Below are 25,521 nucleotides of genomic sequence, written 5' to 3'. Positions count from 1 at the left end.
ACGGCGACGAGATATTCAGCGGAAGGTAGGGGTTGACACCCCTGCCCTCACCCTGCGCGCAGCCACTCGCGGGTGATCGCTTGGATCGCGGAGCCGTCGACGTCCGCGAGTTTGTCGGCGACGAAACCCTTGGCGAAGTCCGAGGTTTGGATGCGGAAGGCGGGCGCGGGATCGGTGAGTGTGTGCAGCACCGACTCGGCGACCTGCTCGGAGGACTGGATGGCGCTCGCGACCATGGTCGGCAGGTAGGTGAGGTAGTTGGCGTAGGCCGACTTGTACTGCCCCGCTTCGGCGGCCGCACGCAGTGCCACGCGGTCGACGGGCATGTTCTCACCGAACGACGAGGCGATCGGTCCCGGCTGAATCACCGACACCCGCACCCCTACTTCGGCGGCGACGGCGGCAAGGCCCTCCATGTAGATCTCTGTTGCGGCCTTGGCCGCGCAGTAGGCCTCGTTGAACGGCTGGCCGACCGAACCATAGGCGCTGCCGACGGTGATCAGTCGGCCACCGCTGGCCCGCAAGTGCGGCAACGCGGCCTTGCTGACGGCGAGCACGCCGAAGAAGTTCACTTCCATGCTGTAGCGGATCTGTTCCAACGGAAGTAGTTCGAGGGTGCCGATGCTGCCGACACCCGCGTTGTTCACCACCGCGTCCAGTTTTCCGTAGGTGTCGAGCACGCCGGAGATGGTCTGCTCGATGGTGTCCGGTTCGGTGACGTCCAGGCGGCGGATCTCCAGTTCCACACCCGCGTCTTTCGCCGCCTCGCGCAGCTGCTCGGTGCGTTCGAGGTCGCGAACGGTGGCGATGGTCGTGAATCCGGCCTGCGCGGCCGCGACCGCTGCTGCGCGGCCGACGCCGGAGGAGGTGCCGGTGATCAGTACGGTTTTCGGCGCGGAGGCCGCGGTGTCGGTCATGTTTTGGACGCTAGCAATCACGCCGACCGCAGGTCACCCCTAAGCAGCGCTTCGGAATACCGATATTTCGGGCACCGGATAGGGGTGCGGTGCCCTTGACCCGATGCGGCCGTCTGTGTTCGGCCGCGAGGGCGAAAAGCAGCGCGGGGCAACGCTTTCACGAGGTCGCCGATCCCTCATCGATCGGCGGACAGTCGTGGCAGCACCGCCTCGGCGAGCGTTTCGACGTCGGCATTACCACACGGTCGAAACCGCACCCCGTCGAATCCCTCGGTGCACCACTCGCGGCATTGCGCGAGCAGATCATCGACGGCGCCGACGAAAACCGCAGCGTCCGACCGCAATGGCCGGCCCGCCCGCAGGTCGAGGTCGGCCATCCGGTCGGCCGCCGCGTCGGCGGTGTCGGCCACGCATACCGTGACATCGGCGAATTTGCGCAGTGGCCGTGCGCGTTCGGCTTCCAGTGCGCGTACTTCGCGCAGGATCGACTGCGCGTGTTCGGCATCGAGTGGAGTGAGTGCCACGTAGTCGCCCACGCGCACGGCCAGTCGGTACGGAATCGTCAGGTGCGCCAGCGCCCAGATCGCGGGGTGTCGGCGATCGGGTTGCTTCGCCCACACCGCGCGGACGTCGAGGAGGTCGTCGGCCGCCTTGGTGAATCTGGCGTCCATTCCACGCAGGACCTCGGGGTCGGTCAGATCGAGAAACGGTGGTGTCGGCGCCACCATCGGTCCCGCGCCGACGTAGCGGTTGGTCACCCGTACTTGCAGATCCAGCCGTTGGCCGTCGCGTTCGAGGATGTCCAACGCCGTCGCGGGGTCGAGATCGGCGACGGTCACCGTGGGTACCACCGTGAATCGCAGGTCGGTGCGGCTGGTCAGGCGCCGGGCCGTGGTCAACGCGTCTACCGCGACCAGGCGCCATTCGCCGTCGGCGTCGTGGGCGTGCGCGGCGCTGTCGATGCCGACGAAATCCGGTGCGTGCGTGCCGCTGTGCAGCGTCCCGGCCTCGTCGATCAGCCGGTCTACCCACTGCTGCGGCGAACGACTCGCCCCGACCACCGAGCCGGGATGCCACCCGCCCGCGCGCAGCAGGACGAAGGTTTGCGCGGTCATCTCGGTCGGCCCGTCCTTTCCAGTGTGCGAATCCAGGCCGCGACCGCCTCGGCGGTCGCGGCGGAACCGTCCTCCAGTACCGAATAGTGGTCACCGGCCACATCGACGTGCTGCTCGGCGAACGGCCAGTCGGCCTGCCATGGTTCGTCGGCGCCGGTCGGCATGCCGGGTAAGCGGTCGAGTGCCCGAACCAGCAGCGTGGGCGGCGTAATCGGCTCGGGCACCAGATCGTTGGTGATTCGCAGGTAGGCACCCATCGTGGTGAGTCGATTCGGCGACAGGTCCAGATGCAGGTCGTCGATCCTGCGCAGCATGCCCTCGATCAGGGCGGGCATCCACCATTGTCTGTCCGGCAGGGTGGGGGTGTCCATCGGATAGCTGTCGATCAGGGCCAGGCCGAGCGGAGATCGATGACGAGTGCTCAACTCGGCCGCGATCGCGTGCGCGACACTGCCGCCGAGCGATCGCCCGACCACCACGAAGTCCCGGTCCCCGACCAGCTCCGCGACCGCCGCTGTCTGTGAATCCAGGTATGCCCGAAGGTCTTTCGGTAACGCGGAGTCGGGTCGGTAGCCGGGCGCCTCCATCGCGTAGACCGGGAAGTCCGCGCCGATGGCCTTGGCGAAACCGGCGAACTCGTGCGGTCCCGACATCGCCGTGAGCGCGGGAAAGCACACCACCAACGGAAGGTCCTCGGTACCGGTGGCCAGCTGGATCGGAGGTGGTGTCGCCTCGCGATGCTCGGCGGAATCGAAGCTTCGCCTGGTGTGCGAAGCCGCGATGATCAGGGCGGCGGCTTCTGGGATTCGGCCGGATCGGTTGAGCTGGAGATAGAGACCCGACAGCGAGGCGGCGGCGGCATCGACGGGGTCCGAAGTCGAGCTTGCGAGCAGATGCTCGGCGAGCGTGGACGCCGTGGGGAATTCGATCGGGGCGCTCGGCGGAAGGGCGACACCGGTGCGCACCCGCAGTTTCTCGGTGAGTTCGACCGCCGCCATCGATGTCATGCCGAGTTCGGCGAATTGCGCTGTGGGATCGAGAGAAGTCCCGCCCGCGAGACCGAGCACTTCCGCGACGGCGCGAACGACGGTGTCGAGCAGTACTTCCGCGGTGAGTACCGAAGGGTGTGCGTCATCCTTGGGTTCGGCGCGAGCATTCTCGGATACTTCGGGCTGGCCGAATATTGCGGTAGCACCGGTATTTCCGACAGGACCGGCGATGTTCGATGGGGGCGCCTCGGAGGTGGCTCCCCGCTGGCGTTTCCCGAGCAATGCGGGTCCCGGAGGTAGCCAATACCTGTCGCGTTCGAAGGAGTAGGTCGGCAGCTTTGTCCGGGTGCCGCCGACTCCGACGATGTGTCCCCAGTCGATGCGCGCACCGGCTATTTCCAGCCTGCCCGCAGCGGCGAGGACCGTCTCCGGTTCCGCACGATCCCGGCGCACGGTTGCGGTCACTGTCGGCGTGGCACCGGTTTTGGTCCCATTCGCCAGCGTGGCCACCACTTGCGGGGTCAGGTGCGCGTCCGGGCCCAGTTCCACGAAGTCCGTCACACCGAGTCGGGCGAGTTCGCCCACCGTGTCGGCGAACAGCACCGGGCTGCGCACTTGGCGCACCCAGTATTCGGGGGTACGAATCTCCCGGTCGGCGAGCTTACCTGTCACCGTGGACACCAGGGGAATTCGTGGTGCCTCGAAAGACAGTGCCGCGATGGACTTCTCGAATTCGGCAAGCATGGGGTCGAGGCAGCGGGAGTGGAAGGCGTGACTCACGTCGAGTTTGCGGACCCGGCGGCCCTGCGCGCGAATAGCCTCGCACAACCGCTCGATCGCGACCTCCTCGCCGGAGAGGACGATCGATCCCGGACTGTTCACGGCGGCGAGGTCGAGCTCGGCACGCCACGTCGGTGCCACCGCGTCGAGTTCGTCGGCGGAGATCTCCGCCGCGAGCATGGCACCGACCGGAGGGAGAGCTTGCATCCCGGTGGCGCGATGAATGACCAATTCGACCGAGGCATCCAGGGTCAGCACTCCGGCCACGTGGGCCGCGGCGATCTCGCCGATCGAGTGACCGCACACGTAATCCGGTCGCACACCCCAGGATTCGAGCAACTCGAACAGGGCGACCTCGAAGGCGAACAGCGCTGGTTGGGTGAACACCGTCTGATCGAGGGTGCTGCGCGCGGGAGATGCCGCATCGGGTTGCGCGCGGACGGCTTCGAGAAAGGAGCCGGTGACTCGATCATCCAGAGCGCGATCCCCCGAGATACGCGCGGACAAACGCTGGTCGAGGACCGTGAGTATGCGTTCATACGACTCCGCGAACACCGGAAACCGCTGCGCAAGTTCACTTCCCATGCCCGCGCGTTGACTTCCCTGACCGGTGAACAGGACCCCGAGTACGGCACCGCGTTTGGCCACACCATGCACGGTATCCCCGTCCTCGCCGCCGCCGAACGCACGCAGCCGGGTCTCGAAATCCCGTACGGTGTCGCCGATTACGACCGCTCGATGCGTCAGCTGAGCGCGACTGGTGAGCAGGCTGCGCGCAACGGCGGCAGGCTCCGCGTGCGGTTCGCGCACCAGGTGTTCGGCAAGGTTTCCCGCCTGCCGCCGCAATGCCGCTTCGGTATGCCCCGAGATCACCCACGCGGTCGTCTGCTGACGATCCGTCGCGGGGATCGCGGTAGGTGCAGCGTTGGTCGGCGACTTGCCGATCGGATCGGCGGCACGGGAGTCGCTTTCGGCTTTCGATTGGGTTCCTACCCGAGTATCCGTCGAATCCGCCGGTGCACTCGGTGCTTGTTCGAGGATGATGTGCGCATTTGTTCCGCTCACACCGAACGCCGAAACCCCAGCCCGCCGAGCACGACCCGTCTCCGGCCACGCACGCGCCCGCGACAACACCCGCACCCCACCCGACGACCAATCCACATGCCCACTCGGCTCATCCGCGTGCAATGACGCGGGCAGCACACCGTGCCGCAGCGCCTGCACCATCTTGATCACACCACCGACACCGGCGGCAGCCTGACTGTGACCGATATTCGATTTCAACGACCCGACGTAGAGCGGTTCCGCGCTCTCGCGGCGCCCGTAGGTTTCCAACAGCGCGTTCGCCTCGATCGGATCACCCAACGACGTCCCCGTCCCATGACCCTCCACCACATCCACATCACCAACACCCAAACCCCCCGACCCCAACGCACGACGAATCACCCGCTGCTGCGCCACCCCACTCGGCGCCGTCAAACCATTCGAACCACCATCCTGATTCACCGCAGAACCCCGCACCACCCCCAACACCACACGACCCCCAGCCACCGCATCCGACAACCGCTCCAACAACACCACACCCACACCCTCAGCCCACCCCGTACCATCCGCACCCGCACCAAACGAACGACACCGACCATCCGCGGACAACGCCCCCATGCGCGCCGCACCCACGATGCTCGCCGGTGACGAGAGCAGGGTGACGCCACCGGCCAGCGCCAGGTCGCATTCCCCGCCGCGCAATGCCGAGACCGCCAAGTGCATCGACACCAACGACGACGAACACGCGGTATCCACCGACACCGCGGGACCCTCCAGGCCGAACGTGTAGGCCACCCGGCCGGACGCCACGCTGGCGGCGCTGCCGTTCACCAGATAGGCCTCCAGGTCCTCCGGCGTGCTCGCCAGCCTGGTCGCGTAGTCGTTGTACATGATGCCGGTGTAAACGCCGGTGTTGCTGCCGCGCAACGTCTGTGGGTCGATACCGGCGTTCTCCAATGTCTCCCAGGTCACCTCGAGCAGCTGACGCTGCTGCGGATCGGTCGCCAACGCCTCCCTCGGCGACATCCCGAACAGGCCAGCATCGAAATCCGCCATCCCCGAAACGAACCCACCCGCACGGACGTATGAGCCGTCCTCCGGATCTTCGATGTCCCACCCTCGATCGGTGGGCCATGGCCCGATCGCGTCGACGCCCTCGGACACCAACTTCCACAGATCCTCGGCCGAGCGAACCCCACCCGGATATCGGCATCCCATGCCGACTATCGCGATCGGCTCGTCCGCAACGGCTTTGGGCTCGGCGCGCGGTGGCGTCGACTGTGCGGCACCGGTGCCCGCGAGTTCCACACTGATCTTCGCGGCGAGCGCGGCGGGTGTGGGGTGGTCGAAGACGATGGTCGCCGCGAGGCGAACACCCACCGCACGGGTGAGCCGGTTGCGGAGATCGACCGCGGTGAGCGAATCCATCCCCAGTTCTTTGAAGGTTCCGGTCGCCGCGATCGTCGCGATGTCGTCGTAGCCGAGGACCGCGGCCGCCTGCTCGCGCACGATCTTCTGCACGGCCGCGACGCGATCGCGGTCCGACAGCGCACGCAGTCCCCTGCTGTCCACCTCGCCGCCCGTCGCGGCCTGCCGCAGCCGAGGCCGGTAGCGCAGTGCGCCGCGCAGCAGTGGCGACATGGTCTCCTGCCACGGCGTCGTGACCAGCTCGACCGGAACCAGATCGACCGCACCGGCGCGCAGGCTGTAATCCAGCAGCGCTTCGCCTTTGGCGAGGGTCAAGGGACGCACCCCTTGCCGAGCCAATCGCTGATGGTCGGCGGCACGGAGGTGACCGGTCATCGCGCTTGTGGTTTCCCACAGACCCCACGCCAGCGAGGACGCCGCCGATCCTTGACGACGGCGCAACCCGGCCAATGCGTCCAGGAAGGTGTTGCCCGAGGCATAGTTCGACTGTCCCGCGATGCCGAGTGTTCCCGCGGCCGAGGAGAACAGGAGGAACGAACGCAGGTCGGCATCCACGGTCAACTCGTGCAGATTCCACGCGATATCCACTTTCGCGCGCAGCACCTCGTGGAGCGCTTCCGGGGTCAACGCGTGCACCGGCTGGTCGGCCAGACTTCCCGCGGCGTGCACCACGGTGGTCAGGGGCTGATCGGCCGGTATCGCGTCGAGCACGGCGGCGAGCTGCGCGCGATCGGTCGCGTCGCACGCGACGATCCGCACAGCGGCACCGACGGATTCGAGTTCCGCACGCGCCTGCCCCGCTTGTTCGTCTGCGGTGCCTCGGCGCGACACCAGAACGACCGAGGACGCCTCGCCAAGCTCCACCAGCTTGCGCGCCGTCAATCGACCCAGCAGGCCGAGCCCGCCGATGACAACGGCGGTGCCGCGCACAGGGCGATCGGCTGGACTCAGCTCATGCGCACCGCCCGAGCTCGGCGCCAGACGTGGCACCGAAATCAGCTGCCCGGCACGGACAGCCGCCTCGGACTCGTCCGCGTCGATGATCGTTGCCGCAACCATCGCGATCGCCGCGCGGTCGGTCGTTCCGTCGTGGTCCAGCAGGACGAAGCGTCCTGGATTCTCCGCCTGCGCGGACCGGACGAGACCGGCGATCGCACCGAAGCGCAGATCGGGGCGATCGTCCTCGCCCACGACCTGTGCTTCTCGAGTGAGGACCACGAGGAGGGCGGTGTCGGGACCGTCGGCAAGCCAGGTGCGCAACCGGTCCAAGGTGCGTTCGGTGATGGCATGCACGTCATCGGGCAGGTTGGAATGTGTTGCGCTCGAAGCAAATTCGCTAGTATTCAGCAGTACGAGACCGCATTCGCCCGACAGTTCGGAGAGGTCGGCTGTCAACGGCACTTCGTTGGACCCCGAATACCGCTCCGGGGCTTCGGTCCACAGGACCGCGGACACCGAGTCCGTGTGCTCGGCGATCGGCAACCGTTGCCATCCCACCCGATACGGCCGCGCCTCGATGGTGCCGACGTGCGCGGTCTCGGTGGGCCGCAAGGTCACCGAGTCGATGCTCAGCACCGGACCACCTCGGGAGTCGACGCCGACGACGCGGTAAGCGTGCTCGCCGATGCGCGTCACCTCGACCGCCAGCTCACGCGCGTCGCTCGCCCACAACCGCACTCCCGACCAGCTGAACGGCAATGCGAGTTCGCCGCCACGGTAGGGAATCGCATGCAGCGCGGCGTCCAACAGCGCGGGGTGGATACTGAACGACGCACGGGCGCTGAATGATTCGGCGAGTACCGCGGTGGCACGGATGACATCGTCTGTGCCGCTCACCGCTCGCAAACCCTGGAACGCTGGACCATAGTTCAAACCCAGCTCGCCGAGCTCGCGGTAGATCGTCGTGGGATCGCCCGGCGGCAGCGACGGCACGGAGTCGAGACTCGGCGCGGCAACCGGGTCGGCGACCGCGACTACACCGCTGGCGCACTGCTGCCAGTCGCCACCGAGGTCACCGCTCTGTTCGCCGGTGAAGAACGTGACGCGACGACGGCCGTCCTCTTCCGGAGCCAAGTAGACCTGCACCCGCACCCTGCCGGATGCCGGTACGACGATCGGACGCTCGTTCACCAGCTCTGCCAGAACCGGCCAGCCGAGTTCGGCGCCGATCCACAGCGCGATATCGACACACGCCGCCCCCGGCACGATCACCGTGTCGCCGACCCGGTGATCGGCCAACCACGGATGCTCCGCCAAAGTCAGCTGTCCGACGAAGAGCGTGGCCCCGGACGCGGAAATCTCCACCACGCCACCGAGCAGCGGATGTTCGGCCGGTCGCACACCCAAGCGGCGGGCGTCCGCGATCCCCGCGACGGAATCGTCGGCACCCCAGAACCTTTGCCGGTCGAACGCGTAGGTCGGAAGGTCGATCCACCGCGCGGGTCCGGACGACAACAGCTTCGACCACTCCACCTCGATACCGCGCACGTACAGCCGAGCGGCAGCGAGCAGCAGTTCATGGCGACCGGAGCGGTCGCGGCGCAGGGTGCCGGTGGACACGAAAGCGCTGTCCTCGCCCGAGGCGCTCTCGACGTCGTCGGCGATCGCGTCGATATTGTGACGCAGCACGGGATGTGCGCTGACCTCGATCGCGGTGTCGTAGCCCTCGGCGAGCAGGTGGCGCAGCGCGGTATCGAAGAGCACCGGCGAGCGCAGGTTCGTGTACCAGTAGTCGGCGCCCAGCACCGTGGTGTCGATCGGCGCACCGGTGACGGTGGAGACGACCGCGAGGGTGGCTGGCCGCGCGATGATCGGCGCAAGCTGTTCGCGCACAGTCGTTTCGATGGCGTCGACATGGTGTGAGTGCGAGGCGTAGTCGACGTTCACCCGCCGATTCCAGACGCCGTCGCGCTCCAGTTCTGCGGCGAACTCGTCGACGGCGGCGCTGTCACCGGAGACCAGTACCGCGGTGGGTCCATTGACCGCGGCGACCGCGAGCTTGCCGGTCCACCCGGCCAACCGAGCACGCGCGTCACTCTCGGTGAGCGAGAGCGACAGCATCGCGCCGCGCCCGGACAGTGCGGTAATAGCCTTGCTACGCAGTGCGACCACGCGCGCGGAATCCGCAAGGCTCAGCACCCCCGCGATATGCGCCGCCGCGATCTCGCCTTGCGAGTGGCCGATCACGGCGTCGGGCCGCACCCCGAGATGAATCCACAGCTTCGCCAGCGACACCATCATCGCCCACAGCACCGGCTGCACCACATCGACGCGGTCGAGGTCGGGGGCACCCGGCGCGCCGGTGAGCACCTCACGCAGCGACCAGTCCACGAAAGGTGCGAGCGCTGCTTCGCATTCGTCCAGGTAGGTGGCGAACTCCGGGCTGGTCTCTAGCAACGACTCGGCCATCCCCGGCCACTGCGAGCCCTGGCCGGGGAAGACGAAGACGGTTCTGCGCCCGGTGGTGGCCACCCCGAGGACGAGATTGTCGGCGACCTCCTCGGCGGCCGCGGCGGCCAGCCCGAGGCGCAGCGACTCGAGGGCGTTGCCGAGATTTCCACCACCGCGCGCAGGCCCCACCGCACCGTGATCGTCGGGTGCTCCCGCACTCCTCGAATCACTTGCGCCAGCAGGAACGTCGACACCACCGGAGTTTTCGGCGCCGCTTGCCTCACGGGTGGTTGCCACGCTGCCAACAGCAACGACGTCATCGACTCCGCGCGCGCCGCTACTACCACCGAAACCATCGACACCACCGGAGTCGTCGGTACCACCTGCATCGCGAGCGGGTACCGCGCCGCCAACAACAACGACGTCATCGACTCCGCGCGCGCCGCTACTGCCGCCGAGACCGTCGGCACCATCGGGGTTTTCGGCGCCGCCTGCCTCGCGGGCGGGTGCCGCGCTGCCAACAGTAACGACGCCATCAACTCCACGCGCGTCACTACTACCGCCGAGCCTGCCGGTATCACCGTCGGCGACCACGACCGCCCGATAGTTCAACAGCGCGCGACCACGAAGTGCTTTCGTGACGTCGTCGATCGCCGCCGGGTCAAGGCCGAGGGTCGCCGCGTTCAGCTGTTCGGCCTGAGTACGCAGTGCCGCAGGCGAATTGGCGGAAATCAACCACGCGGTCGCCTCGCTGCCGCCTGGACGGGCGCTCGTCGGGGCGACCTCGGCGTCGTCCTGCGGCGACTCCTCGATGATGAGGTGGGCGTTGGTGCCGCTGACACCGAACGCCGAAATACCCGCGCGGCGTGCGGATTCGCGGCGCGGCCATGCCAGCGCGGTATCCAGCACGCGCACATTGCCGCTGTCCCAATCGATGTGCGACGACGGGTGCTGCGCGTGCAGTGTGCGCGGCAACAGCTCATTACCCAGCGCGAGCACCATCTTGATCAATCCGGCGATGCCCGCGGCGGCTTGGGTGTGGCCGATATTGGACTTCACCGACCCCAGCCACAGCGGATCACCCTCGCGCCGTTGGCCGTAGGTGGCCATCAGGGCGTGTGCTTCGATCGGGTCACCGAGAACGGTGCCGGTGCCGTGCGCTTCGACGGCGTCGATCTCACCGGCCCGCAGTCCCGCCGAGGCCAGCGCGTCCTCGATCACGCGTTGCTGGGCGGGACCGTTGGGTGCGGTGAGCCCGTTGGAGGCGCCGTCCTGGTTCACCGCGGAGCCGCTGATCACCGCGAGCACCCGACGCCCCTTCGCCACGGCGTCCGAGAGTCGCTCGGCGACAAGCACTCCGACGCCCTCGGCCCAACCGGTGCCGTCGGCACCCGCACCGAATGCCTTGCAGCGTCCGTCGGTGGACAGGCCGTGCTGTCGGGAGAACTCCACGAACAAGGTCGGCGAACTCATCAGGGTGACGCCGCCGATCACGGCGCTGTCGCACTCGCGCTCACGCAGCGAACGCACCGCGAGATGCGCCGCGACCAGCGCCGACGAGCAGGCGGTATCGATGGTGAGCGCGGGGCCTTCCAGCCCGAAGGAATAGGCGATCCGCCCCGAGGCGACGCTGGCCGCATTACCTACCGCGAGATACCCCTCCAGCTCCGGCGGATACCCGGCGAGCGTGGTCGGGTAGTCGTTGCCATTGGTTCCGATGAACACGCCGGTCCGGTGTCCGCGCAACCCGGCGGGATCGATGCCCGCGTGTTCGAAGGCCTGCCACGTCGTTTCGAGCAGAACGCGATGTTGCGGGTCCGACGCCAGCGCTTCGCGCGGTGACAAGCCGAACAGTCCAGCGTCGAAACCGGCGATGTCGTCGAGGAATCCGCCCTGCCTGGTCGCCGAGGTGCCCACCTCCTGGCCGGACTCGAACAACGTCTCCAGGTCCCACCCTCGGTCGGCGGGGAAGTCACCGATCGCGTCGCGACCCTCGTCGAGCAGCCGCCAGAAGCTGTCGGGGCCGTCGACTCCGCCGGGAAAACGGCAGCCGATCCCGACGATCGCGATCGGCTCTCGCCGTTGTTGCCGCACCGCGGCCAGGTCTCGCCGTGACTGCTGCAACTCCAGCGAGACCTTCTTGAGCAGGTCGCGAATTCGATCGTCTTGCATTGCTCTACCTCACTGGTCGTGCGGGGTCATGAGATGCCGAGGTTCTTCTCGATGAACTCCGCGAGTTCGGCGTCGGTGGCGTCGTCGTCCAGGCCAGCGAACGGTTCCTGACCGCCATCGGGTCCGTCGAGTACGGCCAGTACCGAGGTCAGCTCGGCACGCACCCGCTCGGCCAATTCGCCGTCGACCGCGGCCACCGCCTCGCCCAATCGTTGGATCTGCGTGAATATCTCGTCGTCGGACTGCTCCAGATAGCGCTGTGACAACACGTGCTCGGCCAGCGCCACCGGGGTCGGATAGTCGAAAAGCACCGCGGGTGACAGCGTGACCCCGGTCCGCGCACGCAACCGATTGCGCAGCTCCACGGCGGTGATCGAATCGAAGCCCTGCTCGCTGAAGCTGCGCTGCGGATCGATGCGCGTCGGCGACTCGATCACCTGCACAGCCGCGATGTGTTCCTGGATGAGGCCGACCACCCTGCTGTGGCGCACATCGCCGGGCAGCGCGGACAGTTCGTTCCAGAGCTGGTCGTGGGTGTCGTCGGGTTCCGTGGCCTGCGAGGCGGGTTCGACCAGCGCGCCGGTGATCGCATTGCGCTGCTTCGCCGCCAGCCGCGCCCAGTCCACGTCGGCCACCACGAGATGACCGAGGGAACCGGCGATCGCGTACGGCAGCACCGCCAGCGCCCGCCCCGGCTCCATCGGAAGAAATCCGTTGGCGGCCGACCTGCGCGCCTCGGCACCCTCGATGATGCCTTCGCCCGCCCACAAACCCCAGGAGATCGCGGTCGCGGGTAATCCCTGTCCGTGTCGGTGGTGCGCGAGCGCGTCCAGGTAGGCGTTGCCCGGCGCGTAGTTGGCCTGCCCGGCCACCCCGCACAGACCCGCTATCGAGGAGAAGACCACGAAGGCGGACAGCTCGTGGGATCGCGTGGCCGCATGGAGGTTGTATGCGCCGATAGCCTTGGCTGCCAGTGCGTTTCGCAACTTTTCCGGTGTGAGCGCGGCGATCGACGCATCGTCGAGGACGGCCGCGGTGTGGAAGACCGCCGCAAGCGGGTGCGTCACCGCGATCGAGTCCACGACGGTGCGCAGACGATCCGCGTCCGCCACATCGCAGCGTGCGACGCGCACATGTGCGCCGTGTTCGGCGAGTTCGTCGATGAGCTCTTGCGTCCCTTCGGTGTCGATGCCGCGGCGACCGGTGAGCAGCAGATGCCGTGCTCCGTTGTCGACCAACCAGCGTGCCAACGCTCGACCCAACGCCCCGAGACCACCGGTGACCAGTATCGTCCCGGTGGACGACGGCACCCATGCCGCAGCGTCCGATGCCGCATGGTGACGAGCGAGTCGGCGCGCGAGCAACCGACCCGAGCGCACCGCGAGCTCGGTTTCGAAGCCGCGTCGATCGGTGATCGCCGCAATGGCCGTCTCGATGTTCGCGACCTCGGAGGGGGTGTCGAGGTCGAGCACACCCGCCCAGATGTGCGGCTGCTCTACCGCGGCGATGGCACCGAATCCCCACACCATTGCCAGTGTCGGACTCGCGACGGTGTCCGTGGCGACCGCCGGTACGGCACCTGAAGTCACTGTCCACAAACGGGTTTGGACGCCGAGCGCGTCGATGGCTTGCGCGAGCGTAACCGTCGGCGACAGGACGGCGTCGATCGCCGCGGCGGGATCGCCGTCCTCGGGCGGTGCCGCCGAGAGCAGCGAAACAACCCCCGTCGGTGTCGATCCGGTGAATGCGGCACGCAAGGCGTTCGACAATGCTTGGGGGTCGGCGACTTCGGCGGAGTCGAGGAAAAGCTCACGCACGCCAGCACCCAGCGCGTGTAGCGCGGCCGACCAGCGCGGACCATTGTCGCTGTCGGCGCGATCCGCCACCACCCAGGTCCCCGGGTCCACCGGCGCCGAAGGTGGCGCGATATCACCGAATTCCACGGTGTAGCTCCACCGGTCGCGCTCCTGCGCGGTGCGTGTGCGCTGTCGGTAGGACGACAGCAAACCGACCAACGCGTCGACGTTCGCCGACTCGTCGGTCTCGCCGAGCAGGCGGCGCAAGGCGCTGGTGTCATTGTTGTCCACAGCCGTCCACAGCTGCCGGTCGGCGGTGGCTTCCACCCCGACCGCGGCACGGGCCGCCGCGACCTGCGGCCAGTGCCGTTCCCGCTGGAAGGCGTAGGTCGGCAGCCGGACCAATGGCGAATCCGGTTGCAGCTCGGTCCACTTCGGCGTCAGACCCGCCACATGGAGTTGACCGACCGCCGCCAGGATCGAGGCGTCGGCGCCGCGATCGGCACGCAGCGTCGTCACCACCACCGGCTCCGGTCTGGTCGAATCGGCGGAAGACACCCGCGCGCCGATCGTATCGGCGGCCAACGCGGCGAGCGTTCCGCCTGGGCCGACCTCGAGGAAGACGTTCTCGCCCGAGGCGTAGGCCGCCTCGACGGCTGGTTGGAAGCGAACCGTCGCACGGATCTGCCGGGTCCAGTAGTCGGCGTCGAGAATCGAACCCGGTTCCAGGGTGGCGCCGGTGAGCGTCGTGATGATCGGCACCGTCGCGGGGTGGTAGGTCAGTTCGGCGGCGGCCGTCCGGAATTCGGTGAGCAGACCGTCCATCTGCGCGGAATGGAAGGCGTGCGAGGTGTTGAGCCGCTTGGTCCTTCGGCCTTGCTGTCGGAACTGTTCGGCCAACCCTTCGGTCCGCTCGGGAGTTCCGGAGACCACCACGGATGTGGGTCCGTTCTCCGCGGCGAGGTCGACCTGCGCGCCGGACGCGCTGATCGCCGCGCGGACCTCGTCGGCACTCGCCTCGACGGCCACCATCGCGCCGTGGGCGTCGGCCTGCTGCATCAGTCGCGCGCGCACCGCCACCAGGCGGCAGGCGTCGGCCTCCGACAACACCCCCGCGACATGCGCGGCGGCGATCTCACCGATCGAGTGGCCGATGACGCGCGTCGGCACGATATCCCAGGAACGCAGCAGCGCGGCCAGTGCGACTTCCACCGCGAACAAGCCGGTTTGGGTGTAAAGCGTCTGGTCGAGTGGATTCGACTCCCCTGAATCGGCATCGTCGGTTTGAGATTCGACCGCACCGAAGATCACCTCGCGTAGCGGGTATCGCGCTGCGGCACCGAGCAATTCGTCGAACGTGACGCAGATCCGATCGAACACCTCGGCGAACACCGGGAATCGTTCGCGCAGTTCACGTCCCATTCCCCGGTACTGGCTGCCCTGTCCACTGAACAGGAAGGTGACTGTCGACCTGCGCGCCTGACCGAGGTAGGTGTGCGGGTGTTCGGTGTCGGTACCGAGTGCGGCCAGGCCGGACAACAGCTCCGCTACCGTGTCGCCGACTATCGCCGCGCGGTGTTCGAGAGCGGCCCTGCCCAACGCGAGGGTTCGTGCGAGGGCAGCCGGTTCGGGAACTTCGGCGCGGCGCAGGTGGTGCGAAAGGCGTTCGGCCTGCGTCACGAGGCCACGGTCGCCGCGCGCCGAAAGTACCCACAGTTGCGGGGTGCCGGCCGGCTCGGCCCGCGTATCCGTCGCATCGGCTGTTCGCGGGTTCGCCGCCGAGGAGCCGACGGCGGGTGCGCCCGTCGTTCGGACGTCATCCGCTGTCCCGGAATGCTTTTCGGCGCTCGCGGCACCATTGGGCTCCGGCTGCTCCAGAATCAGGTGTGCGTTGGTACCGCTGATGCCGAACGAGGAGATACCCGCACGTCGCGGCCGGCGCCCGCCCGACCACTCGCGTTCTTCGGCGAGCAACCGCAACGGAATATCGTCCCAGTCGATGTGTTCGGTCGGATTGTCCGCGTAGAGCGATTTCGGCAACCTGCTGTGCGCCATCGCCATCGTCATCTTGATCACCGCGCCGACACCGGCGGCCGCCTGGCTGTGTCCGATATTGGATTTCAACGACCCCACATAGATCGGATCGTCCGCCGCTCGTCGAGCGCCGTATGTGCGTGCCAGCGCGCCGATTTCGATGGGATCACCGAGAACCGTTCCGGTGCCGTGCGCCTCGATCACGTCGATGTCGGCGGGTCGCAATCCGGCTTGCTCCAGCGCGGCGACGATCACCCGCTCCTGTGCGGGACCGTTCGGCGCGGTCAGCTGACTGCTGGCACCGTCCTGATTGAGCGCGCAGGAACGGATCAGCCCGTGGATGTGGTGACCCTTGCGCTTCGCATCCGAAACCCGTTCCAACAGCAGCAGTCCCGCCCCCTCGGCCCATCCGGTACCATCGGCCGCCGCGGAGAACGACCGGCACCGACCATCCGGGGACAGTGCGCGCTGGCGACTGAAGTCGATAAACGTGGTCGGCGTCGACATCACCGTCACACCACCGGCCATCGCCAGGTCGGTATCGCCGCGCCGCAGCGCCGCACACGCCTGCGCGATCGCCACAAGCGAGGACGAGCACGCCGTATCCACCGTGACGGCGGGCCCGGTCAACCCCAGGTGGTAGGCCACCCGACCGGACACGACACTCGCCGCGCTGCCGATCACCACGTACCCGTCTTGCGGCGACCCGGTGGGCAGCTGCGTGCCGTAGTCGTAGTACATCACGCCGGTGTACACACCGGTATTGCTGCCACGGAGGCTGTCGGGCACGATATTGGCCCGCTCCAACAGTTCCCAGCTCAGCTCCAAGGCCAGCCGCTGCTGCGGGTCGGTCGCGACCGCTTCGCGATTGCCGATATTGAAGAACGGCGCGTCGAATTGGTCGGCGTCGTAGAGGAATCCGCCCTGATTGGTCAGTGAGGTGCCCGGCCCGTCCTGGTCAGGATCGTAGAGGTCGGACGCCCACCCGCGATTACCGGGAAATTCGCCGACCGCGTCCGTTCCGGTGGCGACGAGATCCCACAGATCCTCCGGGGAGCGAACACCGCCGGGGTAACGGCAGGCCATGCTGACGATCGCGATGGGTTCGTCGGTGCGCAGCGCGGCCTGTTCGGCTTCCGCCAATTGCTTTCTGGTGCTCTGCAATTCGACGGTGACGCGCTTCAGGTAGTCGCGCAGCTTGGCCTCGTTCGAGGTGTTCGGTGTGCTCACAGCGCCTCATCTCTGCTCAACCCGAGCTCGTTGTCGATCAGGTCGAAGATCTCGTCGTCGGTTGCGGGTGTCAGATCGTGTTCGGGCGCCGCCGGATCGCGGGTCAGCTTCGCGGTGAGCTGACGCAGCTGGGCGAGCAAGGGATCGTGCCGACTCCGATCGATCGACGGTTCCCGATTGGCCTGCGCCAACTGGGCCAGCAGTGCCTCCGGATCGAAAGACGCCGCGGAATCCGTTGCCGCATGGCTGATTTGGTCGGCGAGCAGTTCGGTAACGTGCGCGCCTAACTGTTCGACCGACGGGTAGTCGATCAGCGCGGTCGCCGAGAGCCGCACCCCGGTGGCCCTCGACAACTGATTGCGCAATTCGACCGCCGCGAGCGAGTCGACACCCATGTCCAAAAAGCCACGCCGAGCATCGATTTCGGAACCGGAGGCGTAGCCGAGCGCCTGCGCGACCGCGTCACGAACAAGCGTGCTGACGGCATCCGCGCGCTCGGCGGGTGACATTGCGACCCAACGGTTCTCGGTCCGTTCGGCGGGCGCACTCGTGCGGTGGGACGGGTGACTCGACTGTTTTGTCGACTTCGGCACCCGGCTCGACCAAGCACGGATCGTCGTCGGCCAGGTCGGTGTCGCCAGCACATGCGGTTGTCCCGCGACGAGCGCGGCGTCCAGGTAGCGCATTCCTTGTTCGGGAGTCAGTGCGCCGACACCGGAACGCCGCAACCGCGCCAGTTCCGTCCCGGTGAGCGTGGCACCCATCCCCTCAGCCGCCTCCCAGAAACCCCAGCCGATCGCGGTGGCGGGCAAGCCGTGTCGGTGACGTGTGCGCGCGAGCCCGTCTAGAAACGAATTCGCCGCGCCGTAAGCGGTCTGCCCCGGATTGCCGGTGGTGGCGACCATCGAGGAGAAGAGTACGAATGCCGCGAGCCCGTCGAGATCCTTGGTCTGCTCGTGCAGATTCCACGCGCCGTCGACCTTCGGCCGCAGGATCCTGGTGATCTGCTCGGGCTCCACATTCACCAGTGCGGCATCGTCGAGGACGCCCGCGAGGTGGAACACCGCGGTCAGCGGTGCCGACGAATCGATGCCCGCGATCAGCGCGCGGACCTGCTCGGCGTCCGCGACATCAACCGCCGCTGTTCGTATTTCGGCACCCAGTTCGCCGAGTTCCTCGATCGTGCGCGCGGGAATCCTGCCGCGGCTCACCAACAACAGTCGCCGCACTCCGTGTTCGACGACGAGATGACGGCAGACGAGGCGTGCCAACGCCCCCGAGGCCCCGGTGACGAGCACGGTTCCCGTGATGACTCCCGCCCCTGTAACACCATTGGGCAAGCTCGCTTCCCGCGTTGCCTGAATCCGCTGCGCAGCAGCGGTATTAGCAGCCAGTTCGACACTGCCCGATTCGGCAAGGGACATGCTGGACGCGCCATTGTCTTCGGCAGTCGGCCCACTGTCGGTGGGCGACTCACCTTCACCGGTACGCACCGGAGGAGCGTTCACCGCAAGGGATTCACCGGTGTCCACCGGTTCGACCGTGATGCGCAGCGTGTTGCCTTCGCGCACTGTCAATTCCGGGTCAGTGGTGGATACGAGGGCGGAGGCGATCTGGCGCATGTCGGCGCCCGCGTCGGCGTTAATCAGGCGGAGACGGCCGGGCCATTCGTGTTGCGCGCTGCGCACAAGACCGGCCAGCACCTGGCTCGGGAGCAGCGCATACGGGACAGGCTTGTCGTCACCGTCGGTGGTGAGGACGGCGATGGAGTCGAGATCGTTTGTGGTGCTTTCGTTTTCGATGATCAGCACGAGTTCGGCAGTCGCGAACAGTTCGTCGTGCACCCACTCTTGCAGCAGCGCGATGTGTTCAGCGACAAGGTGATGTGTCGCGGTCACGATATCGTCGGGAACGGATCCGCCGACCGAGGTGAGCACCGCGTCGGGGACCGCCCGGCCAGCGCCGACGGCACTGCGTAGCGCGGCAAGCGTCTCGAAGGTGTCCGCGCTCGAACCACCTCGCACGCTGCCGAGCACCGCGACATCGCCGTGCGATCGTGCGGCGATCGGCGCGCCAGGAACCCAGACCAACCGGCCAGGCACCCCATCGTTTTCGCTCTTCGGCGGCGCCGTCGGCAGGAAGGTGACGGCATCGACCTCCACCAGCGCCCGACCGTCCTGGGTCGCGAGGCGGATTCCGGCGCGATGGGCACCCGTGCGTGTCAACTCGGCGAGCACTGTCCCCGTCGGCCGAGCGCGTACCCGGACACCCCGGAACTGGGCAGGCACCACCGGCCCCGAACCATCGGACAGCAACGCCGCGACCAACGGATGCAGTGCCGCGTCGAGAAGTGCGGGATGGACGCGATGGCCGAGATCGGTTGTCGAGCGGTCGAGTTCGAGCGTCGCCAGCAAGCGAGCGTCGTCGTCGGCGAGTCGACGGAGATTGCGGAAGGCAGGTCCGTACTTGTAGCCGTCGGTGGCCAGATGCGGATACAGGTCCTCGGGTGCGTGGTGCGGCACCCGCAGTTCGCCCTCGGCGGGGTCTTCGGTGCTCCGGTCGTCTCCGCGACCGAGTAGCCCCGTCGCGTGGGTGACCCATTCGGTGCTGGCGGTCCGCGACTGGATGCTGAATGCGGTGGAGTTGCCTCCTTCGGAGAGCAGTTCCACGGCCAGCATCCGCGCGGATTCGTCGAGCACCATCGGCACCGTCAGATCGATTTCCACAACCTCGTCGGCACCCGAGACCGCCGCCGCGTACAACGCCAGGTCGAGGAACCCGGTGCCGGGGAAGATCGCCGCACCGCCGACCACGTGATCGGCCAGCCACGGTGCGACATCGAGCGATACCACGCCGGTGAGCAGAATGCCTGCCTCGGCCGACCGTGCGATCGGTCCGAGGAAAGGGTGCCCGGCGGGGGTTCCAGACCCGCTCCAGTAGCGAGTTCGGGTGAAGGCGTAGCCGGGCAGCGGTGCCGCATCGACGGGTTCGGTGTCGCGCAGTGCACGCCACCGCACGTCGACACCGTCGAGGTAGAGCGTCTCCAGCGCGCGAACCACCGAGGTCGCCTCATCGGCGCGACGCGTCGTGCTCGCCACCACCACGCTCTGCTGCGGCACCGACTGCGTGAGCATCGGCAGCAACACCGCGTCAGGACCGACCTCGAGGAAGGTCCGCACACCAGCCTCGGACAACGTCCGTGCGACGTCGGCGAACCGCACGGCGTGGCGTGCGTGCCGCAGCCAATAATCACCACCGAGTTCAGCCGCCGACCGCACGATCTGCCCGGTCAGTCCGGACACCAACGGAATCTTCGGGTCCTCGATCCGCACGGTCCGCACGACTCGGAGGAACTCGTCGGCGATCGCGTCCATGTGCGAGGAGTGGAACGCGTGTGACACGTTGAGCAGCCGCGCTTTTCGGCCATCGGCGCGAAACACCTCGGCGAGCTGTTCGACCGCGCCGCGGTCACCCGAGATCACGGTGGCACGCGGCCCGTTCACAGCGGCGATATCCACACCGGTCGCCGAATCGAGAGCCGCGACGACCTCCGCTTCGGTCGCTTCCAGCGCGGCCATCGCACCGTCGGCTTCGATCTCGTCCATCAGCCTGCCGCGCGCCGCGACCATCCGGCTCGCGTCCGCGAGGCCCAGTACCCCGGCCACCTGCGCTGCGGCCAGTTCGCCGATCGAGTGTCCCGCCACGAAGTCCGGTGTCACACCGACGGATTCGAGCCAGCGAGCCAGCGCCACCTCGAAGGCGAAGATCGCGGGCTGGGTATAGCGCGTGCGGTGTAGGAGATCATCGCCGTCCTCGCCCGCGAGCACCGTGGCCAGCGGCACCGGAAGGTGGGGGTCCAGGTGCGCGGCCACTTCGGTCAACTCGGCATCGAAGGCGGGAACCGTCGCCGCGAGGCGCACGCCCATCCCTATACGTTGACTGCCCTGCCCGGAGAACACGAAAGCGCGGGCGCTCGCGGGCGGTTGCGCGAGGAACGCGCCGGGGTGGTAACCACCCTCCGCGATCGCCGTCAAGGCGTCGCGAATCTCCTCGGCCACCGGTCGAATCACCGCACGGTGAGCGAAACCCTCGTCGACACGCAGCAATTCGCTCGCCACGGCCGCCACGTCGTCGGCGGGCGCACCGGCCTCGAGCAACGCCGACGCGTACGCACGCAGCGAAGACGAGGAGCGCGCCGAAAAAATCAGCGGCACCGGCAGTTCCGAGGTAGCGGCCACCGCGGCGGTCTCGCCCGGCTGTTGCAGGATGACGTGGGCATTGGTGCCACTGATCCCGAACGAGGACACCGCCGCGATCCTCGGCCCTCCGGTGCTCGGCCAGTCCACCGGTTCGGTGGGAACGTGCAGGTGCGCTCCCGCCCAGTCGACCAGCCGACTCGGTGTCGCCACATGCACCGTCGGCGCCACCACGCCGGAACGCAACGCCTCGACCAGCTTGATCACTCCCGTCACACCCGCCGCCGCCTGCGTGTGCCCGATATTCGACTTCGCCGACCCGACCAGCACCGGCTGCCGCGCGGTGTGCGCACGACCGTAGACGGCGCCGAGCGCTTCCGCCTCGATCGGATCGCCGAGCGCGGTTCCGGTGCCGTGCGCCTCGACCACGTCGACCGCATCCGGCGTGAGCCGCGCGTCCGCCAACGCCGCTGCGATCACCCGCTGCTGCGCAGAGCCATTCGGCGCGGTGAGCCCGTTGCTCGCGCCATCGGAATTGATCGCCGTTCCACGAACCACGGCGAGCACCCGATGACCGGAACGAATCGCATCGGCGCGGCGCTCGACCAACAGTGTCGCGACCGCTTCCCCCCACACGGTGCCGTCCGCCTCGTCGGCGAACGGCTTGCACCGGCCGTCGGCGGCGAGACCACCCTGCTTGTCGAACTCGGTGAACATGCCGGGAGTCGACATGACGCACACGCCGCCGACCACCGCGAGGTCACATTCGCGCGCCCGCAGCGCACGCACGGCGAGATGCAGGGCGACCAGCGACGACGAGCAGGCGGTATCGATCGTCACCGTCGGTCCCGCGAAGCCGAATTGGTAGGCCAGCCTTCCGGAGATCACGCTGTTGGTGGTTCCGGTGAGCAGGTAGCCCGCGGCGGAATCGTCGGCCTCGTGCATTCTCGGCCCGTACTCCTGCTGCACCGACCCGATGTACACACCGGTGGCGGTGCCACGTAACGAGCTCGGCGCCAGACCCGCGCGTTGCAGGCAGGTCCAGGTCGATTCGAGCAATAAACGTTGCTGCGGGTCCATCGCTTCGGCTTCGCGTGGACCGATGCCGAAGAACGAGGCGTCGAATTCGGCCGCGTCGTAAAGGAATCCGCCGCGACGTGCAGCGGATTTGCCGTCGCCACGCTCCTGGTCGAGGAACCAGTCACGATCACGGGGGAACTCGCCCGTGTGGTCACTGCCAGCCACCAGCGCTGCCCAGAAGTCCTCGGGTGTATCGAGGCCACCTGGCCAACGGCCCGCCGTCGCCACGATGACCACATCGTCGTCGGACAGGGCCGTGTACTCGGAGCGGCCGGTAATCCGCTGTGCGTCATGCTGATTCACGGCATCCACGACAGCAGGTTCGATCGAATGCGGTTCACCCGCCAGCAGACCGGCGAGATGGGCGGTCACCGCGCGCGGCGTGGGATGGTCGTAGACCAGTGCGGCGGACAGCGTGAGCCCCGACGCCTCCGCCAGCACGTCGCGGAACTGCACCGACCCCAGCGAGTCCATGCCCAATGCCTTGAAATCGCTGCGTAATTCGTCATGGGTGGGTGCCGTCAGACCGAGCACACCGGCCAGTGCCGCGCGCACCGCACCGGCCGCGTCGAACGCGGCGGAGGTCGAGACGGACGCCTGCTCGGTGAATGGCGGGGTGAGGACGGTGGGTATGACAGTGTCGTTCGCCGCGGCCAGCCAGTACGGCTTGCGTTGAAAGGGATAGGTAGGCAGGTCGATTCGTTGCCGCGAGCCGATCAGGCCCGTCCAGTCGATGCCGACACCGGCGCACTCGAGCTCACCGAGTACTCGCACCAAACCCTCGGCGTCTACGGAGCTGTCCCGCAAGGCGGGAACCGTAGCGATCGACCCGCCGGCCGAGGCCGCCCTGATCATGCTGGAAAGTCCGGCACCCGGCCCGAGTTCCAGGAAGGTGGTCACGTCGCGGTCCAGCAGCGTCTGGATACCCGCGCCGAATCGCACGGTATTGCGCAGCTGCTTGCCCAGGTAGTCGGGATCGGCGAGCTCCGCGTCCGTCAGCAGTTCGCCGGTGAGATTGGACAGCACGGGAATGGCGAGCGGGCCAATATCAGTGCCCACCAATGCCGTTCGGAACTCGTCGAGTACGGCGTCCATCTGTGCGGAGTGGAACGCGTGGCTCACGGCGAGTTTCGAGGTTCGGTGCCCCTGCGCTGCGAAGTGCTCCCCCACCTCGACGACGATCTCGGCGGGGCCGGAGATGACGGTCGCCTCCGAATGATTCACCGCCGCGATATCGAACGTGGCGCCCGTAGTCGCTCGGTGCGCCGTTACCTGTTCCTCGGCGGCCGCGATCGCGACCATCGCACCCGCGCCCGCCGCCGACTGCATCAACCGTCCGCGCTCGGCGACCAGGCGCGCGGCGTCGACGGGCTCGAGCGCACCGGATGCGGTGGCGGCCACCAATTCTCCGATCGAGTGCCCGATCAGATAGTCGGGTTCGACCCCGAGGTCGACGACCAGCCGGAAGAGGGCGAACTCCACCGCGAACAGCGCGGGCTGGGTGTATCGCGTCTGATCCAGCAATGCCGAGGATTCGTGCTCGCCGATCAGCAGGTCGAGCAGGTCCACGTCCAGGTGCGGCGTGAAGTACTCGACGATCTTGTCCAGGTGCGTGGCGAAGCGCGGCACCGTTCGATACAGCTCTCGCGCCATGCCCGGCTTCTGCGCGCCTTGACCTGGGAAGACGAAGGCGATTCTGCCCGTGATACCACGGTCGGAGCGTGCTGCACGGCCCGTGATCGCCTGCGATGCAGGGGTATTCGAATAGATCGCGGTGAGGCCGCTATTGAGATCTTGGCGATCGTGGCCGAAGACGACGGCCCGGTGGTCGTGTCGAGCCCTTGTCGCGTGCAACGAGTAGGCGAGCGCGCCGAGGTCGGTGTCCGGTGCGAGGACCGTCTTCAGGCGAGTTGCCAACGCCCGCAATGCCTCCGGACTCGCGGCGGACAATACGAACGGCGTGGCGTGAGCATTCCCGAGTGGCGCGACAGCCCGCGGATCGCCCACCGAAGCGGCGGATTCCGAGGCCCGCATGCTCTCCGGCGAGCCGGACAGCACGACATGGCAGTTCACACCTCCCATTCCGAAGGAACTCACCCCCGCCAGCACCGAAGGCGTCGTCTCCCAGGGCACCTGGTTACCCACTACCTCCAAGCCGAGTTCCGCCAACGGGATTCGCGGATTCGCCGTCCGAAAGTTCCGACTCGGCGGCAGTTCCGCGTGCCGAAACGCCAACGCCGCCTTGACCAATCCCGCGATCCCAGCAGCGCTCTCGAGATGCCCGATATTCGTCTTGACCGACCCGACCCGCAGCGCCCCCCGGCGCCCCCGCGCCGTGCCGTACACCCGCCCGAGAGCGGCGGCTTCGATAGGATCGCCGACCGGTGTTCCGGTGCCGTGCAATTCGACATAGTCGACCAGCTGCGGTGGCGAACCCGCGTCGACGAGCGCAGCCCGCAAGACCTCGACCTGCGCGTCGACACTGGGCGCGGTCAGCGAATCGCCGGTATCGCCGTCGTTGTTCACCGACGACCCTTCGATCACCGCGTACACGCGATCACCGGCGGCCAGCGCGGCCGCGAGGGGTTTCAGCGCGACCAGCGCGCCGCCTTCACCACGGACGTACCCGTTGGCGCGCTCATCGAAGGTGTAGCACCGGTGGTCGGGCGAGAGCGCACCGAAATTCTCCGCGACCCGCGTCTCGTGTTCGCCAAGCAGCAGATTGACGCCACCCGCCAGCGCCTGCGCGCACTCGCCTCGCCGAATGCTCTGCACCGCCAGATGCACCGCGACCAACGACGACGCCTGCCCGGCGTCGACGGTGAGGCTCGGACCACGAAGCCCCAGAAAATGGGAGATCCGGTTGGCCAGCATCCCGCGATTGACTCCAGTGAGCGTGTGGCGAGTCGGTTCCGACCCGCTCGACAGCACCTCGTAGTCGCCGTGCATCGCACCGACGAACACCCCGACAGCCCTGCCACGCTGCGCTTTCGGCGATATCCTGCTGTCCTCCAGCGCCTCCCAGCCCAACTCCAACAGCAGCCGCTGCTGCGGGTCCATGGCCGCTGCCTCGGTCGCGGAGGTGGCGAAGAACCCGGCGTCCATCCCGGTCACATCGCGGAGAAATCCGCAGGGCCTGGGCTGACGATCCGTCCGCGTGATCGCCGCACCGCCCTCGGCGAGCAACCGCCAGAACTGCGCGAGATCCTCGGCACCGGGGAATCGACCCGCCATTCCGACAATCGCGATACTGTGCGCCGAGTCCGCCACCTCGCGCTCGGAATCCGCGAAAGGCGACTCGAAGGCGTATGGCTCGGCTGACATAACGACCAGCGTTGCCGGAAATGCCG

The 25,521-nt window shown here is 67.6% G+C and carries 5 protein-coding genes; all 5 read right to left on the bottom strand.

What is annotated here, in order from left to right; genetic code table 11:
• Window positions 1-47 precede the first annotated feature (47 nt).
• Window positions 48-917, bottom strand: coding sequence for an SDR family NAD(P)-dependent oxidoreductase (locus tag ABEA50_RS27110; protein WP_345499002.1), 870 nt, complete (start codon window positions 915-917; stop codon window positions 48-50).
• Between the two features lie 176 nt (window positions 918-1,093).
• A complete protein-coding gene (locus ABEA50_RS27105) occupies window positions 1,094-2,032 on the bottom strand; it encodes an LLM class flavin-dependent oxidoreductase (RefSeq protein WP_345499000.1) in 939 nt (312 codons plus the stop codon).
• Entirely contained in the window at window positions 2,029-11,835 is a 9,807-nt protein-coding gene (locus tag ABEA50_RS27100) for a type I polyketide synthase (RefSeq protein ID WP_345498999.1), read from the bottom strand. The genes ABEA50_RS27105 and ABEA50_RS27100 overlap by 4 nt, the downstream gene beginning before the upstream one ends.
• A gap of 26 nt (window positions 11,836-11,861) precedes the next feature.
• Window positions 11,862-16,895: a type I polyketide synthase gene (locus ABEA50_RS27095; protein WP_345498998.1), complete on the bottom strand. Its 5,034-nt coding sequence runs from the start codon at window positions 16,893-16,895 to the stop codon at window positions 11,862-11,864.
• A complete protein-coding gene (locus ABEA50_RS27090; protein WP_345498996.1) occupies window positions 16,892-25,495 on the bottom strand; it encodes a type I polyketide synthase in 8,604 nt (2,867 codons plus the stop codon). The genes ABEA50_RS27095 and ABEA50_RS27090 overlap by 4 nt, the downstream gene beginning before the upstream one ends.
• Window positions 25,496-25,521: the final 26 nt, after the last annotated feature.

This window comes from Nocardia callitridis (genome assembly GCF_039543305.1).
Classification (GTDB): domain Bacteria; phylum Actinomycetota; class Actinomycetes; order Mycobacteriales; family Mycobacteriaceae; genus Nocardia; species Nocardia callitridis.
This window is presented reverse-complemented; position numbering and strand designations above follow the sequence as displayed.

Bases quoted from the DNA above. Each gene is read 5' to 3' on its own strand.
- ABEA50_RS27110 (WP_345499002.1), bottom strand. From the start codon at position 917: ATGACCGACACCGCGGCCTCCGCGCCGAAAACCGTACTGATCACCGGC.
- ABEA50_RS27105 (WP_345499000.1), bottom strand. From the start codon at position 2,032: ATGACCGCGCAAACCTTCGTCCTGCTGCGCGCGGGCGGGTGGCATCCC.
- ABEA50_RS27100 (WP_345498999.1), bottom strand. From the start codon at position 11,835: ATGCAAGACGATCGAATTCGCGACCTGCTCAAGAAGGTCTCGCTGGAG.
- ABEA50_RS27090 (WP_345498996.1), bottom strand. From the start codon at position 25,495: ATGTCAGCCGAGCCATACGCCTTCGAGTCGCCTTTCGCGGATTCCGAG.